The 15,151-nt window shown below is 31.4% G+C and carries 16 protein-coding genes; 10 read left to right on the forward strand and 6 right to left on the reverse strand.

Annotated elements, in window-relative coordinates; translation table 11 throughout:
* Position 1: 1 nt before the first annotated feature.
* From PMT9312_RS02245 to PMT9312_RS02260, 4 genes are read left to right on the forward strand one after another with little or no spacing between them, the layout of a single operon-like run.
* Complete coding sequence (locus tag PMT9312_RS02245; RefSeq protein ID WP_011375996.1) at positions 2–622, forward strand: hypothetical protein; 621 nt, start codon at positions 2–4, stop codon at positions 620–622.
* Positions 623–644: 22 nt separating this feature from the next.
* A complete protein-coding gene (locus tag PMT9312_RS02250; protein WP_011375997.1) occupies positions 645–1,283 on the forward strand; it encodes a DUF2232 domain-containing protein in 639 nt (212 codons plus the stop codon).
* Between the two features lie 13 nt (positions 1,284–1,296).
* Positions 1,297–2,454, forward strand: coding sequence for a nicotinate-nucleotide--dimethylbenzimidazole phosphoribosyltransferase (locus PMT9312_RS02255; protein WP_011375998.1), 1,158 nt, complete (start codon positions 1,297–1,299; stop codon positions 2,452–2,454).
* On the forward strand, positions 2,455–3,453 hold the full coding sequence (locus PMT9312_RS02260) for a hypothetical protein (protein ID WP_011375999.1): 999 nt from the start codon (positions 2,455–2,457) through the stop codon (positions 3,451–3,453).
* Here the strand turns inward: PMT9312_RS02260 and PMT9312_RS02265 are convergent.
* Entirely contained in the window at positions 3,442–4,584 is a 1,143-nt protein-coding gene (locus tag PMT9312_RS02265; protein ID WP_011376000.1) for an aldo/keto reductase, read from the reverse strand. The two genes, PMT9312_RS02260 and PMT9312_RS02265, sit on opposite strands and share 12 nt — an antisense overlap.
* Positions 4,585–4,696: 112 nt before the next feature.
* Here PMT9312_RS02265 and PMT9312_RS02270 point away from each other — a divergent pair, with 112 nt between their 5' ends.
* On the forward strand, positions 4,697–5,350 hold the full coding sequence (locus tag PMT9312_RS02270) for a riboflavin synthase (protein WP_011376001.1): 654 nt from the start codon (positions 4,697–4,699) through the stop codon (positions 5,348–5,350).
* 10 nt (positions 5,351–5,360) lie between these two features.
* On the opposite strand, the gene PMT9312_RS02275 is transcribed toward PMT9312_RS02270, so the two are convergent.
* From PMT9312_RS02275 to coxB, 4 genes are all read right to left on the reverse strand, one after another.
* Complete coding sequence (locus PMT9312_RS02275; protein ID WP_011376002.1) at positions 5,361–5,714, reverse strand: AbrB family transcriptional regulator; 354 nt, start codon at positions 5,712–5,714, stop codon at positions 5,361–5,363.
* Positions 5,715–5,814: 100 nt separating this feature from the next.
* Positions 5,815–6,417: a cytochrome c oxidase subunit 3 gene (locus tag PMT9312_RS02280; protein ID WP_011376003.1), complete on the reverse strand. Its 603-nt coding sequence runs from the start codon at positions 6,415–6,417 to the stop codon at positions 5,815–5,817.
* A 6-nt stretch (positions 6,418–6,423) separates the two neighbouring features.
* On the reverse strand, positions 6,424–8,049 hold the full coding sequence (gene ctaD, locus PMT9312_RS02285) for a cytochrome c oxidase subunit I (RefSeq protein ID WP_011376004.1): 1,626 nt from the start codon (positions 8,047–8,049) through the stop codon (positions 6,424–6,426).
* Complete coding sequence (coxB, locus tag PMT9312_RS02290) at positions 8,046–8,849, reverse strand: cytochrome c oxidase subunit II (RefSeq protein WP_011376005.1); 804 nt, start codon at positions 8,847–8,849, stop codon at positions 8,046–8,048. Before coxB ends, ctaD begins: the two co-directional genes overlap by 4 nt.
* A gap of 262 nt (positions 8,850–9,111) precedes the next feature.
* Here coxB and PMT9312_RS02295 point away from each other — a divergent pair, with 262 nt between their 5' ends.
* Genes PMT9312_RS02295 through PMT9312_RS02315 form a run of 5 tightly spaced genes read left to right on the forward strand, consistent with a single transcriptional unit; the run spans position 9,112 to position 13,360 of the window.
* Positions 9,112–10,038, forward strand: coding sequence for a COX15/CtaA family protein (locus PMT9312_RS02295; RefSeq protein ID WP_011376006.1), 927 nt, complete (start codon positions 9,112–9,114; stop codon positions 10,036–10,038).
* The gene (locus PMT9312_RS02300; protein WP_011376007.1) at positions 10,035–11,036 is read left to right on the forward strand and encodes a heme o synthase; all 1,002 of its coding nucleotides are present in this window, start codon (positions 10,035–10,037) and stop codon (positions 11,034–11,036) included. Before PMT9312_RS02295 ends, PMT9312_RS02300 begins: the two co-directional genes overlap by 4 nt.
* Before the next feature lie 37 nt (positions 11,037–11,073).
* Positions 11,074–12,090, forward strand: a complete 1,017-nt coding sequence (locus PMT9312_RS02305; RefSeq protein ID WP_011376008.1) for an ABC transporter ATP-binding protein — start codon at positions 11,074–11,076, stop codon at positions 12,088–12,090.
* 48 nt (positions 12,091–12,138) lie between these two features.
* On the forward strand, positions 12,139–12,963 hold the full coding sequence (locus PMT9312_RS02310; RefSeq protein ID WP_011376009.1) for an ABC transporter permease: 825 nt from the start codon (positions 12,139–12,141) through the stop codon (positions 12,961–12,963).
* A 7-nt stretch (positions 12,964–12,970) separates the two neighbouring features.
* Positions 12,971–13,360: a hypothetical protein gene (locus PMT9312_RS02315; RefSeq protein ID WP_011376010.1), complete on the forward strand. Its 390-nt coding sequence runs from the start codon at positions 12,971–12,973 to the stop codon at positions 13,358–13,360.
* 4 nt (positions 13,361–13,364) lie between these two features.
* Here the strand turns inward: PMT9312_RS02315 and groL are convergent, their stop codons facing one another.
* A complete protein-coding gene (gene groL / locus PMT9312_RS02320; protein WP_011376011.1) occupies positions 13,365–15,119 on the reverse strand; it encodes a chaperonin GroEL in 1,755 nt (584 codons plus the stop codon).
* Positions 15,120–15,151 lie beyond the last annotated feature (32 nt).

The following is a 15,151-nucleotide window of genomic DNA, read 5'->3' on the forward strand; positions in this document are numbered from 1 at the left end:
TATGATTTTAAAAAAAAAAGAATTTTTTTTATTAATTTTTTTAATTTTAATGCAATCATGCTCAGGAGGGAGAATTGGGAATTTTCTTGAAAGTAGTTTTAATGATTTAGAAAAAATAAGCCAAGATGAAGATTTTCAAAAGAATTTAGAAAAACCAAAATCTGTTCTTGAAAATAAAAAGATTAATGAAAAAAATAATGAAAAAAGAAAAAAAATAGAAAAATCAAAATCTGTTCTTGAAAATAAAAAGATTAATGAAAAAAATAATGAAAAAAGAAAAAAAATAGAAAAACCAAAATCTGTTCTTGAAAATAAAAAGATTAATGAAAAAAATAATGAAAAAAGAAAAAAAATAGAAAAATCAAAATCTGTTCTTGAAAATAAAAAAGAAATAAATTCTGAAAAAATACAAAAACAAAAAAATAACAAAATTAAGAATTCTTCAAAAAAAAGAAAAATTGAGCTTCAATCTTACAAAATAATTTTCATACTGAAAGATGTAGATCCTAAAGATCCTACTGAAGAGTTAAGTACCATATTGAGTGATTCTGAGGTAAATTTTGAAATAGAAAAGATTGAACGTATTTTAGATTCAAAAAATAAAATTATGAATAAAAATTAACTCAAAATATTCAATAAAAAAAATGAGAATAAAAACAAAAAATGAAGCATTAAATATTGTCGAGACATCATATCTGGCATCACTTTCGTCATTATTATGGGTTGCTTTATATTATTTGCCAATTGGGGGAGCTTTATTGAGGTTAATTTTACCTCTTCCAATGATCTTATTGCATTTGAGAAGAGGAACTAAAACTGCATTGGAAGGACTCCTAATACAATTTTTACTTCTATTTATAATTATGGGCCCTGTTAGAGGAACCTTATTTTTATTCCCCTATGGGATTTTGGCTTTTTGGTTAGGTTGGTGTTGGTTTAAAGAAAAAAGTTGGAGACTAAGTTTAACCATTGGAGTTATTATTGGAACTCTAGGGTTCTTCTTACGCGTAATAGCATTATCTACGTTAGTTGGAGATAATCTTTGGCTGTTAATTACTAGAGCAAGTTTTGGACTAATAGAAAAGTTTATTGGATTATTTAATTTACCTTTTTCGCCATCAATTTTAAGTATCCAATTAGTTGCAATTTTATTAATAATTTTTCAAGAAATAGTTTATGTTTTAACAGTTTATATAGTTGCCTATTCTCTTTTCCCAAGATTAAAATTAACTATCCCAGATCCTCCAAGATTATTAAATACTCTAGTTGATTTAAATCATTGATAAAGAAATAAGAATGTATAGTACAGAATTAGGGATAAATCTTTTTGGAAGTGAATCCAATAAAAAAATACAACTCAACAGAATAAAGATACTCCAAAAGAAAATAAATAATTTCAAAATATTTCTTGTAATTGCAGGCACTAATACATCTCAAATTAAAGGAATTTCTGCTGCAGGTATTAATGCAAAATCTAGGAGAATAACTGCGCTGGCAGATGCCGAATTTTTGCTTAAGGGTGCTTCAAAAGATCATAAATATAAATTACCTCGTCTTAATGCAGGAGTAACTCCGGCCCTAATAAGTCATGTTTGTTCAAAGCTTATAAATGTTTATCCAGTTATTGTTCCTTTGGGAATAGGAGTAAGGCCTTACTTTAATCATTTGGTTGTAGAAGATAGGGATTTGGGACCATCAAATTGTCTTACTACTGGTAAATCTATGACTAAAGAGAGAGTTTTAAATCTCTATGAGAAAGGTCTTGCGATAGGAAAATCTTCAAAACAACCCATTTTAATTTCTGAATCTGTCCCAGGGGGTACCACAACTGCTCAGGCAGTAATGGAAGCTTTTGGTTTGCGGGTATCTAATTTAGTAGGAAGTAGTTTATTTAAAGCCCCAAGAGAACTGAGAAGAAAAGTAGTTCAAAAAGGACTTTTAAATGCAAATCTCAAGACTGATTTTGACTCTTTTGATGTTGTCGCATCAGTGGGAGATCCTTTTCAAGCTTTCTCAATGGGTTTATTAATTGGTGCCAGGTTGGCGAACCAACCTGTCATATTATCTGGTGGAAGTCAAATGCTAGCTGTCATTTTGCTTGTATTAGAATTCTTAGGTGAAAAAAATAAAGATGACTTTATTGAGGATGTTTTTATTGCAACAACTGGGTGGCTTGTAAAAGATAATTCTCTAAATGATTTATTAAATTTAATAAATGAGAAATATGATGCCAACTTATTAGGTTTAGCAAGCCCTTTAAATTTCCAATCGTCAATATACAAAGAATTGATGGATTATGAATTGGGTCATGTAAAAGAAGGTGTTGGCGCTGGTGGAATATCAATTCTTGCTTTCCTAAATGGATTTAAAAATAAAGAAATAGTTTCATTGTGTCAACAAAATCTGGAAATAATGAAGGGTCTAGGTCAAATTTCTTTAGAGAAGGATTGCTGAATGTTATCAAAATTTGCAACCAGAAGAGAATTTTTAAATTGTGGTAAGCTTTCGCTTTTATTTCTCTTAAACTCTTGCAGTAATCTTCCTAATAAAGTAAAGATTGCACTACAAAATTCTTTTTATCCACAATCTTTTAAAGATACGATTCCAAAAGAATGGAAAAAGGAAAAAATTAATTTTGAAACTATCCAGCTACATAAAAATAGAAACACAATTTTCAACTCTGACTTTACCTTAATAAACGATGGATGGATTAATAGTATAGATTTTGCGCTATTTGAAAAAATAAATGAATATCCATTGAGCGAAAATTTGGATAAGAGATCAATAGATTTTTTAGGAAGTTTTAATGAAAATCAAAGAAGTAAATTATTTCCTATTGGCGTAGTACCTTACACAATTATTATTAAAAATAATAAAGAACTAATAAATTCAGCAAGAACTTCTTGGGATTTTCTTCTGTCTAAAAAATTAACGGGGAAAATTATTTTTCCACAAAGTCCCAGAATAATATTATCAATTGCAAAAAAAATTAATTCGTCTAACTCTTTAAAAAAACTCAAAAGCCAAGCAATGTTATTTGATGATAAAAATATGCTCAACTGGTTAATTAATTCCGATGCTTGCGTCGCCATAGTTCCTTATAGTCTATGCTCAAAATATTTAAAAATAGATCCCAGACTTTCTTTGGTTTTCCCAAGCCAAGGAGTACCTTTGATGTGGCATTTTCTCCTTAGTCGATCAAATCTAAATAATGCAGTATTAATTAAATGGATTAAATCTTTAGAAAATAAATCAGTAGTAGATAAATTAGTAAGTAAAGGTTGGTATCTACCATTTAATAGTGATTATTTACAAAGTAAATACAAATCTGAGATGTTACCTATCACAGGCCCTTCTCAGAAATGTTGGGATAATAGTTGGTCTTTCCCTGTCTTAACAAATGAACAAAAAATTAATCTTAAAAATTCCTGGAATGAATCTTTAACCCCATAATCTTTTTCTTGGAGTTTCAATTAATAAGTTATGAGTTTGTTTTAATAAATTTGGTATATCTAATTTACTAGGACATTTAGGAACACATTCATTGCATTCTTGACAAAATGAGGAATTTTTCTCTTCCCACCAGTGGCCTGCTTTTCCTATTAAATTGTATCTTTCTTTTGAAAATTCTAATTGGCCATAACCAATAGATATATTCCTTAAACGAAGTATCTCTGGAATAGGTATTTCATTTGGGCATGGTAGACAGCATCTGCATTGCTCACATTTTGTTGAGTTTAATCTTTCATTAGCTACTTCCTCAATTTTATTTAGGGCGCTTTTTTCAAGTATTGTAAGCCTCTCGCAAGAGTTTCTAAGTTTATTCGCAAACTCAAAATCCTTTTTATTTGTTGCTCCCAAGGACAAAGTTGTAATCCCTTTTGCCAACAAAAATCTATATGCTAATTCTAATGGATGAAAAGGCTTAGAGGCTTCTAACAAAATATCACTTGGAGAATATAATCTTCCGCCTTTATCAGCAGGCGATATTGCTATTACTCCCATACCTTTTTTTATAGCTTGCTCCGCCAAAGTAATTTTAGATTGATCTAAATAATGTAAATGAAGACTACAAAAACTAAAAACTTCACTGTTAATTGCTTCATTAATAAGTGAATAACTTCCGTGAGAACTAAAACCAACTTGTTCAACTAGTTCCTTCTCAAGTATCCATGATATGAATTTCTTACCCTCTCCAGCCAGAACCCAATCTAGATGTTGTTTTAAGTTTATTCCATGAACTGCAAGATTATTAATTTTCTTAAGATTTAACTTCTTAAGAGAATTTTGAAAATTATTTTTTAGAAATTCAAAATCACCCTTTGGTAAAACTTTGGTAGTAATCACCCAATTTTTTTCAGATATGTTCTCTTCTATTGCTAGTTTTTTTATTGAATTTCCAACAAGTAATTCTGAATCACCATAAGAAGGAGCTGTTTCGATGTGGTTAATTCCGACATAGTATGCATTTTTTATTATGCTATACATTTTTTCGACACTTTCAGTTGCGCGCATTGTCCCTAAAGTGAATAAGCTCACTTTTGCCCCTTTACCAAATGATCTTTTCTGTGAATTAATAATCATCTAAATATGATCAATTTTTTTGTATTTACTCTTTAATTTATTTATAGTTGCAAATGCTTTAAAGTAAATTAAAGTAAATACAAAATTTTGTAAAAATATTTTTCTTAAATCGATGTTCACAGGAATAATTCAAACAATTGGAAAACTAAAACAGGAAAAAAATATTTTAGAAATTGAAATTATAGACAACTTTTTTGATATGGCAATTGGTGACAGCATAGCTGTTGATGGAATTTGTTTGACAGTTAAAGAAATTATTCAAAATAAATTTACTGTTGACGTTAGTGAGGAAACATTAAAAAGAACAACTTTAGGAATAAAGTCCAAACTTAATCAGATTGTTAATTTGGAGCCTGCTCTTAGGATATCTGACCGTCTAGGAGGGCATATAGTCAGTGGACATATTGATGGCCTTGGAATAGTTGAGAATATTCAAAAATTAGAGAAATCTTGGCTCTTAACAATAAAGTGGAAAAATAAGAATTTTTCAAAATATGTAGTTAATAAAGGCAGTATTTGTGTAAATGGTATTAGTCTTACAATTGCAAAATATGAGAAGGAAGGAGAAATATTTACTATTGCGATAATTCCTCACACTTGGCATAATACAAATCTGAATAAATTAAATGTCGGGGAAAGCGTCAATCTTGAGGCAGATGCACTAATTAAATATGTAGAGAAATTACTTTTGTTTAATAAGAATAATAAAGAAGATTTTTCTACTAATAATATTTCTTCGAAGTGGCTTAAAGAAAACGGTTGGTAAAATATATTTTTTAATTTAATGGAATCAGATAAATTGTTTTTGAATCTTTTTTTAGATCAATTTTAAATTCCTGACCTGGTTCTAGACCTAATTTTTTGGTGTAGGCATGACCTATTAATAGGTTCCCATTGCCATGAACCTTAGTTTTAAATTCTGCCTGTCTGCCTCTTGACGCTCTATTACCATTTTTGCCTTGACGACCATTTCCTATTTTATAACCCTTGGCTTCGATAAGCGCCCTGTAAAAACTTTTTTTTAAGACTCTTCCGCTAGGACCTACGTACCCACAACCTTTCGCTATCTCATCTTCAGATTGTTTACTTAATAATTTTGCTTTTTCAAGAAGTTCTTTTCCTTCTAGCATTATCTGACAAATTTCTAATTATATATTCTTACTAAAAACTAGAGATGTGGCAATATAAATTAATAAAAAATATATTTAATTTTTTATTAATTTATTTTTCTCATAAAAGATACAAAATAATAAATAATATAACCCATATTCCATCTACAAAATGCCAGTACAATTCAACAGCTTCTAATGGAAACATATTTTGACTAGTTACTCTTCCGCCATTTATTCTCGATTGCCAAGCAATAATTAAAATCATTAAAGTACCTAAAGTTACATGTAATCCATGAAAACCAGTAAGAGCATAAAAAGTACTTGCAAATAAATTGTCGGTTAATCCAAAAGGTAAATGAAAATATTCAAATAACTGACATATTAAAAAAATTATTCCAAGAAAAGCAGTACAAAATAACCATTTTTGAGCATCAGGGTTTTTATCTTTCAAAAGTGCTTTACCTGCTTTATGAAAAGTTGCACTACTAACAAGTAATAAAATTGTATTGAGTGTAGGTATTGGAAGCTCTAATTCATAGATAGCACCATCAGGTAATGGATTTACTGCTTTATAAGTTAGATAAGCAGCGAAGAATCCAGCAAAAGTCATCCCGTCCGCAATTAAGAAAGTTATAAGACCAAACATTCTAAAGTCATCATGTTTTTCATTAACTTCAGAATTATTTTTTTGAATTTCTTTTGAACTATTTATAGTAGTCATATATTTTTATTTTTGTTCAGAAAATTGTTTGCCATAACCATAAGGTTCTTCCACTAATGGAGCCTCTCCTTCCCAATTTTCAACTGGAGGAGGAGAAGATGTTAACCATTCAGGTGTTAGAGCTTTCCAAGGGTTATCTCCAGAAACTTGACCGTTTCTCATACTAAGAAATATGTTAATTAAAAAAGGGATTGTACTTATAGCCATCAATAATGCACCTAAACTACTAATCTGATTAACGAATTGGAATTGAGGATCATATTCTGCCACTCTTCTTGGCATTCCATTTAAACCGAGCCAATGTTGAGGAGCAAAGCACAAGTTAAATCCAATAAAGGTAATGATAAAATGTAAAATTCCCAACTTTTCATTGAGCATTTTGCCAGTTACTTTGGGGAACCAATGATATATGGATGAGAAAATAATAAAAACAGTACCTCCATAAACTATGTAATGAAAATGGGCTACAACGAAATAGGTATCATGCACGTGAATATCGAAAGGGACCTGTGCTAAAGCAACTCCAGTAATACCTCCAAAAACAAAATTTATAATAAATCCACAAGAGAATAACATCGCACTATTTATGGATATCTTGCCGCCCCATAATGTCGCAACCCAATTGAAAAATTTTATGCCTGTTGGAACAGCAATAAATGCTGTAGCGATAGTAAAGAACAATCTCATCCAAGGGGGAGTTCCACTAGTAAACATGTGATGCGCCCAAACAACTAAACCTAAAACCACTATCCCCATTATTGAAAAAACCATTGTTGTATATCCAAAAAGTGGTTTTCTAGCATGTACGGGGAGTATTTCACTAACTAATCCAAAGGCAGGAAGGACCATAATATAAACAGCTGGATGAGAATAAAACCAAAATAAATGCTGATAAACTACGACATTGCCTCCTAAAACAGGATTAAAAAAACCTGTATTAGCGATGATATCAAAGCTAAGTAGAATTAAAGTGCCTGCCAAAACTGGAGTTGACAAAACAACTAATATACTTGTCCCAAGCATTGCCCAACAATACATTGGCAATTGCATAAGTTTTAATCCAGGCCTTCTTAATTTGATAATAGTCGCAATAAAGTTTATTCCACCAAAGATAGAACTGCCTCCAAGTAATAGAACGCTCATAATCCAAATTATTTGTCCCGATTGAGGAGTAGTTATGCTCAAGGGTGGATAAGCGGTCCATCCAGCCTGAGCAGCACCTTCAACAAAATAGCTTGCTACCAGCATCAAACCAGAAGGAGGAATTAGCCAAAAAGCTACAGCATTTAATCTTGGGAATGCCATATCTCTTGCTCCCACATAAAATGGAATTAAATAATTTCCAAAAGCACCGTTAACTACAGGCACTATCCAAAGGAATATCATTATTGTTCCATGTAAGGTTAAAACTTGGTTATATACATCTCTTGGCATAAAGTCAGACATTGGACTAGCTAGTTCAATTCTTATAGCGCTCGCTAAAGTTCCTCCAATTAAATAGAAAAGAAAACCGCAAACCAAGTATTGTATTCCAATTACTTTATGATCAAGACTAAAGCTAAAGTATCTAAGCCAGCCTTTAGGTTGAAGACTTTCATTATTAGTTTTTTGTGGATCAATTGATATTGTCATAAATTTACCTCTGTTTTTTTATTTTTGTTAAACCAATCGTTGTAATCAGATTCTTCTTCAACAATTATTGAGGCTCTCATTCCTCCATGATATGGGCCACATAATTCTGCGCAAATTATCGGATATTTCCCTACTTTTGTAGGAGTGAAATTTAGAATAGTTGGTTGACCAGGAATAATATCCTGTTTAATTCTGAACTCAGGCACCCAGAAAGCATGAATGACATCTTTAGATTCCATTTTCATCGATACTTTTTGATCAACAGGAACGTGTAGTTCTCCTGATATAAAATTACCTTTGGGATAATTGAATAGAAACGCAAATTGCATAGCCGAAACTTCAATTGATAAATTATTGTTTGATATTTCATTATCAGAAGTTTGACTAATTCCAGCCCATATCTTTTCAGGATTTGAACGCATCATTTCGTGATTGTGGTTTAGTTCCTTCATTCCTCCCATTCGGTCGTAGATGTTGTAGCTATATAATCCTATTAATAAAACAATTATTGAAGGGATAATTGTCCATAAAATTTCTAAGCTTAAGTTTCCCTCTAAAGCTATACCATCGCCTATCTGATCATTTCTTTTCCTAAATTTAAATAAGCTATAAATAACTGCTATTGTCATTCCTATAAAAATAATTAAGCCAATGATGAAAAGAATTTTAAAAAGTTCATCGTAAATTGGTGCATTAATACTTGCTTCAATTGGGAGCAAATTGACATTAAATCCAATCCAAAAAGATATAGCAAAAACGAGTGAAATAATTAGTATTAAATAAATGTTTTTATTTAACAATTGATGTCTAAATTTTGTATTTATATTTTAAAGATATTCAATTTTTTAAATTCTGCATCCTTTGTTAAAAGAAAATCATTTAAATTTACAACTTCTTAAGATTTATGAAATAAAAGGAGTATTATTAATAACTTTTTAGAGTTAAATGTCAGGGAAAAAAGATTAAATTAATAAATTTTTTTTAAATTAAACATATTAATTTTTAATTAATGTTTAGTTTTTGAATCTAAATTATTATGCAAAATATATAGGTTTTATCCATGTGATTAATAACCAATCTTATCAATCAAAATATCTGCCAATTTTTAAAAGGTTAGGAAGTCATAGTGTATTTGCGCTTATAGCACTAATCGTAATTGGAGGTGCTACGAGAGTCATGGAGGCTGGCCTTGCCTGCCCAGATTGGCCATTATGTTATGGATCTTTTTTGCCCTTTAGTCATATGAACTTAAGAGTTTTTCTAGAGTGGTTCCATCGTCTAGATGCTTTTCTGGTTGGATTGTTAATTCTTTTTAAATTTGTACTCTCAATTATCTGGAAAAAAGAAATTCCAAATTGGTTACCTAAAACTTATTCATTATTACTCTTTCTTGTGATTGTCCAAGGATCTTTTGGAGCTTTAACGGTAATAAACCTGCTCGATTCATATACTGTTACGGGCCATCTTTTAATAGCATTTCTACTTCTCATTACAACGATTTCAATAAATCAAAATTTAGTAAATGAAGAAATTAAAGAGCCATTAATTTGGTGGAGATTATTATTGCTTTTTCCTCTTCTACTTACTTTGATTCAATCTTTTATTGGAGTAAGGATTTCATCAACCTGGTCAGCACATATTTGCTTATCTTTTAATAAACAATGCCTAATTCTAGATACTCATAAATTATTTGCTTTTCCAATTACTTTTTCAATTTTATTCATTATTGCTACTTCAATTTATAAGAGAAGTTTGTTTATGAAAAATTGGAAATATCTCTCAGCACTTTTTTTTCTCTTGATTTCCCAAATTGTTCTGGGAGTTTTAAGTCTTAAAACAAATTTGAATGAACCTATTTTTATTATCGGTCATCAACTTAACGCCTCTTTATTTATTGCGATATTAACAACATTAATTTTTAGAAATCCTTTTGCCAAAAAAAACCTAAACCACTCACTAAATTCTCAAATGGTTGGTATTAATTCATGAATAGTAGTAACTTGGAAAACTTTAACTATAAATCTTCAATTAGGGATGAAGTTGTTCCTTCAAGAAAAAGATTAACTTTGCCACCTTGGCTTGAAGTAGCAAAACCAAGATTGATTCCACTTTTACTTGCAACAACTTTGGGCGGAATGGCTTTAACAGAGGAATGGCCTTTGTCATCACCAAAACTTATCTGTACTTTAGGTGGAGGAGCTTTGGCAGCAGCGGCAGCAGGAGCACTTAATTGCTTGTGGGAAATGGAATTAGACAAAAGGATGATAAGAACTAGCAAAAGAGCTTTGCCATCAGGTAAGTTATCATCTGAGACTGTATTTTTAGCTGCAGTATCATGTACTTTGGCAGCTTCGATGCTTTTAATAAGTGGTGTAAATTATTTAGCTGCGGGACTTACACTTCTTGGTTTATGTAGCTACGTAATTTTATATACCGTGATTTTGAAGCCACGTACAACTAAAAATATTGTTTTTGGAGGAGTGGCTGGTGCGATACCCCCTTTGGTCGGAGCATCTGCTGCTACAGGACATGTAGGACTTAGTGGTTGGTGGTTGTTTGGTTTAGTAATGTTGTGGACTCCAGCTCATTTTTGGGCACTTGCAATTTTGTTAAAGGATGATTATGCATCTGTTGGTATTCCTATGCTCCCTTCTGTTAAAGGATCTCTTTTTACTGCTAAAGCGATTTCTCGTTATGGATTGGCAACTGTTCTAATGAGTATTATGGGAGTTTTTGCTTTGCCTGAAGGCGGTCTTCTATACGGAATTATGTTATTGCCATTTAATGGAAGACTTTTGCAATTAATAAATAAATTAAAGAAATCACCTGATGATCTTTTAAGAGCAAAGTCCCTTTTTAGGTGGTCAATTCTATATATGTTTGGTATTTGTCTCTTATTATTAATTTCTAGAACCCAACTATCAGTGGAATTTGAGCAGCAATCTATGCAAATATTTTTCTCTATAGGATCTCTCCTTAGTAATTAAATTAGATGTAAAATGTTTTTAGAAAATAGTATGTTTGATGAATTATATAAAAGTTAAAGAGCTCTCAAAATCATATTCAGATATTGAGGCATTAAAAAATTTATCGATGGAAATTGAAGCTGGCACATTATTTGGAATTCTAGGTCCAAATGGTGCAGGTAAATCAACATTAATAAAAATACTAGCTACTTTAATTGAACCTGATAGTGGAGAAGTTTTTATAAATGATATTAATTTGATAAAAAATTCAAGGAAAATTAGAGAATTAATTGGTTATGTCGCTCAGGACATTGCACTTGATAAAATATTAACTGGACGTGAGCTTTTGGATTTTCAATCAGATTTATATCACATCAATAAAAACAAAAAAAATGAAAGGATACAAAAATTAGTAGATCAATTAGAAATGAATGATTGGATTGATCGTAAGTGCGGAACTTATTCAGGGGGAATGAAAAGAAGAATTGATCTGGCAGCTGGACTTTTACATTTGCCCCAAGTATTAATTTTGGATGAACCTACTGTTGGTTTAGATATTGAAAGTAGAAATATTATATGGCAACTTTTGAAAGATTTGAGAAATAATGGAATGACTATTATTTTAAGCAGTCACTTTCTCGATGAAATAGATAAATTAGCAGACAGATTAGTGATAATTGATAATGGAAGAGTTATAGCACAAGGTAATCCTGCAGAACTTAAAAATAAATTAGGAGGAGATAGAATAACTTTGAAAGTTCAAGAATTTAGTAATCAAGAAGAAGCAGAAAATATATGTCAGATTTTATCTTCAATAGATGGAATTAGTCAGATTATCATTAATGAAGCACAGGGTTTTTCAATAAATTTTGTGGCAGATAAGGAAAAAGATTTACTTACGAAGCTCAAAGTGGAATTAGCCTTTTCAAAGTTTGAGATTTTTTCTCTTACCCAAAGTCAGCCAAGCTTGGATGATGTATATCTTCAGGCAACTGGGAAAACATTATTAGATGCCGAAATTTCAATGGCAGGTAAAAGAGACCTTAAAAAAGAATCCAAGCAATCAATGCGGTAAAAAAACTTTTGGATAACTAACTATAATGAATACTAACTAGTGCTAATTATGGAATTAAACAAGTATAATTTATTTTTTTTATATCAAGAAACATTTGCCTTAACTAAGAGATTATTTATCCAACTAAAAAGAAGGCCATCAACTCTTTTGGCTGGAATATTACAACCCATAATTTGGCTATTTTTATTTGGAGCCTTATTCTCTAATGCTCCTGAAGGTTTTTTACCAGGAGTTGATTCTTATGGAAATTTTTTAGGAGCCGGACTTATTGTTTTTACTGCTTTTAGCGGAGCCCTAAACTCTGGTCTACCTTTAATGTTTGATAGGGAGTTTGGATTTCTTAATAGATTACTTGTAGCTCCTTTAACCAGTAGATTATCTATAGTTTTATCCTCTTTCTTTTACATAACAATCCTGAGTTTTGTTCAGAGCATTGTAATAATGATTGTTTCATACATTTTGGGTTATGGATGGCCAAATTTATATGGTTTAGGAATTGTGTTTACCACACTAATTCTATTAGTACTTTTCGTGACATCAATAAGTTTAAGTTTGGCATTTGTTTTGCCTGGCCATATTGAATTAATCGCTCTAATATTTGTAATAAACTTACCTCTTCTTTTTGCTAGCACTGCTTTAGCTCCAATCTCTTTTATGCCAAATTGGCTGGGGTGGCTAGCTTCATTAAATCCATTGACTTTTGCCATTGAACCTATTAGGACTGCCTATACACAAACTATGGATTTAGAATTAGTGGCTTTACATGCCCCATATGGTGATTTAACTTGTAAGAGTTGTATCTCAATTTTATTTTCTTTAACAGTTTGCTCCTTGATTATTATAAGACCTCTGTTAAATAGAAAGTTAAATTAAAAAATTTATGCTTTTAAAAAATCATTTAATAGAAGTTTTTAAACAAGCCTCTTTAGAAAATAATTTTTTGCTTAAAGAAAATGTGGTTCTTAAGTGGGTCCATAGATTTGGGATTGATTCTTTAAATGATTTATTAATCAATAGTCCAGTACAACAGGAAAATCAGCATGAAGAAGAGAATCAAGAACAAATTAGGCTTGAATCGTTAAAAATCTTAGAAAATCTAGAAGAAACACAGTTTGAATCAAAAGACTTAGAAATTTCTATCAATAATGAAATATTTAGCACTAATAAATATTCTAATAAAACAAATCAATATACTAAAACCCCAAAATTACCCCTACCTTATATTAATAATTTAAGAAAGTGGATTAATAAAGATAAAAAAGCTAGTTAGCTTTTTACATCATACCTGGCATGCCCATTCCTCCCATACCTGGCATGCCCATGCCTCCCATACCTGGCATGCCCATGCCTCCCATACCTGGCATGCCCATGCCTCCCATACCTGGCATGCCCATGCCTCCCATACCTCCCATACCTCCCATAGGATCTCCACCTGGTCCTCCAGGGGCGGCAGCTTCAGGTTCTGGAATGTCAGCAATCGCAACTTCTGTTGTCAGGAGCATAGCTGCAATAGATACTGAATCTTGAAGAGCTAATCTTATTACTTTAGTTGGGTCTAATATCCCTGATTCCTTTAAATTCTCATATTTTCCTGAATTAGCATTAAAGCCTTTGTTAAGCCTCTTAATTTCAGCGACAACTACATCGCCATTAAAACCAGCATTTTTTGCTATTTGTTTAGTAGGTTCTAAAAGTGCTTCTTTTACTATATTTATCCCTGTTCTCAAATCATCGGATGATTTTTGACTTAAATTTAAAAGTTCATCTGATATTTCAATTAAAGTTTGACCACCTCCAGAAACAACACCTTCTTCGATAGCAGCTTTTGTAGCATTAAGGGAATCTTCTATTCTCAATTTTTTGTACTTCATCTCTGTTTCTGTTGCAGCTCCTACTTTTATAAGAGCCACACCTCCAGCAAGTTTAGCGATCCTTTCATTAATTTTATCCTGATCATATTCTGATTCTGTCATCTCGACTTCTCTCTTTAATTTCTCTACTCGCGCTTTAACTAAATCTTTAGTGTCTTCGAACGCAACGATAGTAGTCTTATCCTTTGTGATAGTTATTTTTTTTGCTTTACCTAAATCATTAATTGATACTTGATCTAGTGTCATTGATTTATCTTCGCTAATTAACTTAGCCCCTGTAAGAATTGCAATATCTTCAAGGGCAGCTTTTCTTCTCTCACCAAATAATGGAGCTCTCACGGAAGCTACATTCAAAACTCCACTATTCTTATTCAAGACAAGAGTTGTTAATGCTTCTCCTTCTATATCTTCAGCGAGAATTAGAAAAGGTGATCCTGATTTCTGAATTTCTTCTAATATTGGAACTAAATTAGCTAACGTAGAAATCTTCTGGTCAGTTATTAAAATTTTTGGGTTTTCAAGTTCACAAACTTGCCTTTCTTGGTCTGTTACAAAATACGGAGAACTATATCCTCTATCAAAAGACATTCCTTCGGTTATATCTAATTCTGTATCTAATGATTGAGATTCTTCAACAGTTATTACACCATCCGAAGTAACAATATCCATGGCCTTTGAAATTATAGATCCAATTTCTTGATCACCTCCCGCACTAACTGTTGCAACTTTTTGGATATCAGAACCACTTAATGAAATACTTTTAGAACTTAATTTTTCTAAAACAAAAGCTAAGCCTACCTCCATACCTTTTTTTAACTCCATGGGACTAGCACCTGAAGCAATATTTTTTAATCCTTCCTGAACCATCTTCTGAGTCAAAATGGTTGCAGTTGTTGTTCCATCACCAGCACTCTCTTTTGTCTTGGATGCAACTTGCTCTATTAACTTCGCTCCTAAATTAGAAATAGGGTTTTCAATCTCAATCTCTTTAGCAACTGTAGATCCATCTCTTACTACATCTGGAGAACCAAATTTTCTTTCTATTACTACGTTTTTCGCCTTCGGACCAATAGTAACCTTTACTGCATTAGCTACAAAATTTACACCTTTTTCTAATGCATCTCTTGATTCATTAGAAAAACTTAACTGTTTAGCCATGTTTACTCGTTCTTTATTCTTATTCTAATCTC

The sequence above is a fragment of the Prochlorococcus marinus str. MIT 9312 genome (assembly GCF_000012645.1).
In the GTDB taxonomy this organism is placed as follows: domain Bacteria; phylum Cyanobacteriota; class Cyanobacteriia; order PCC-6307; family Cyanobiaceae; genus Prochlorococcus_A; species Prochlorococcus_A marinus_L.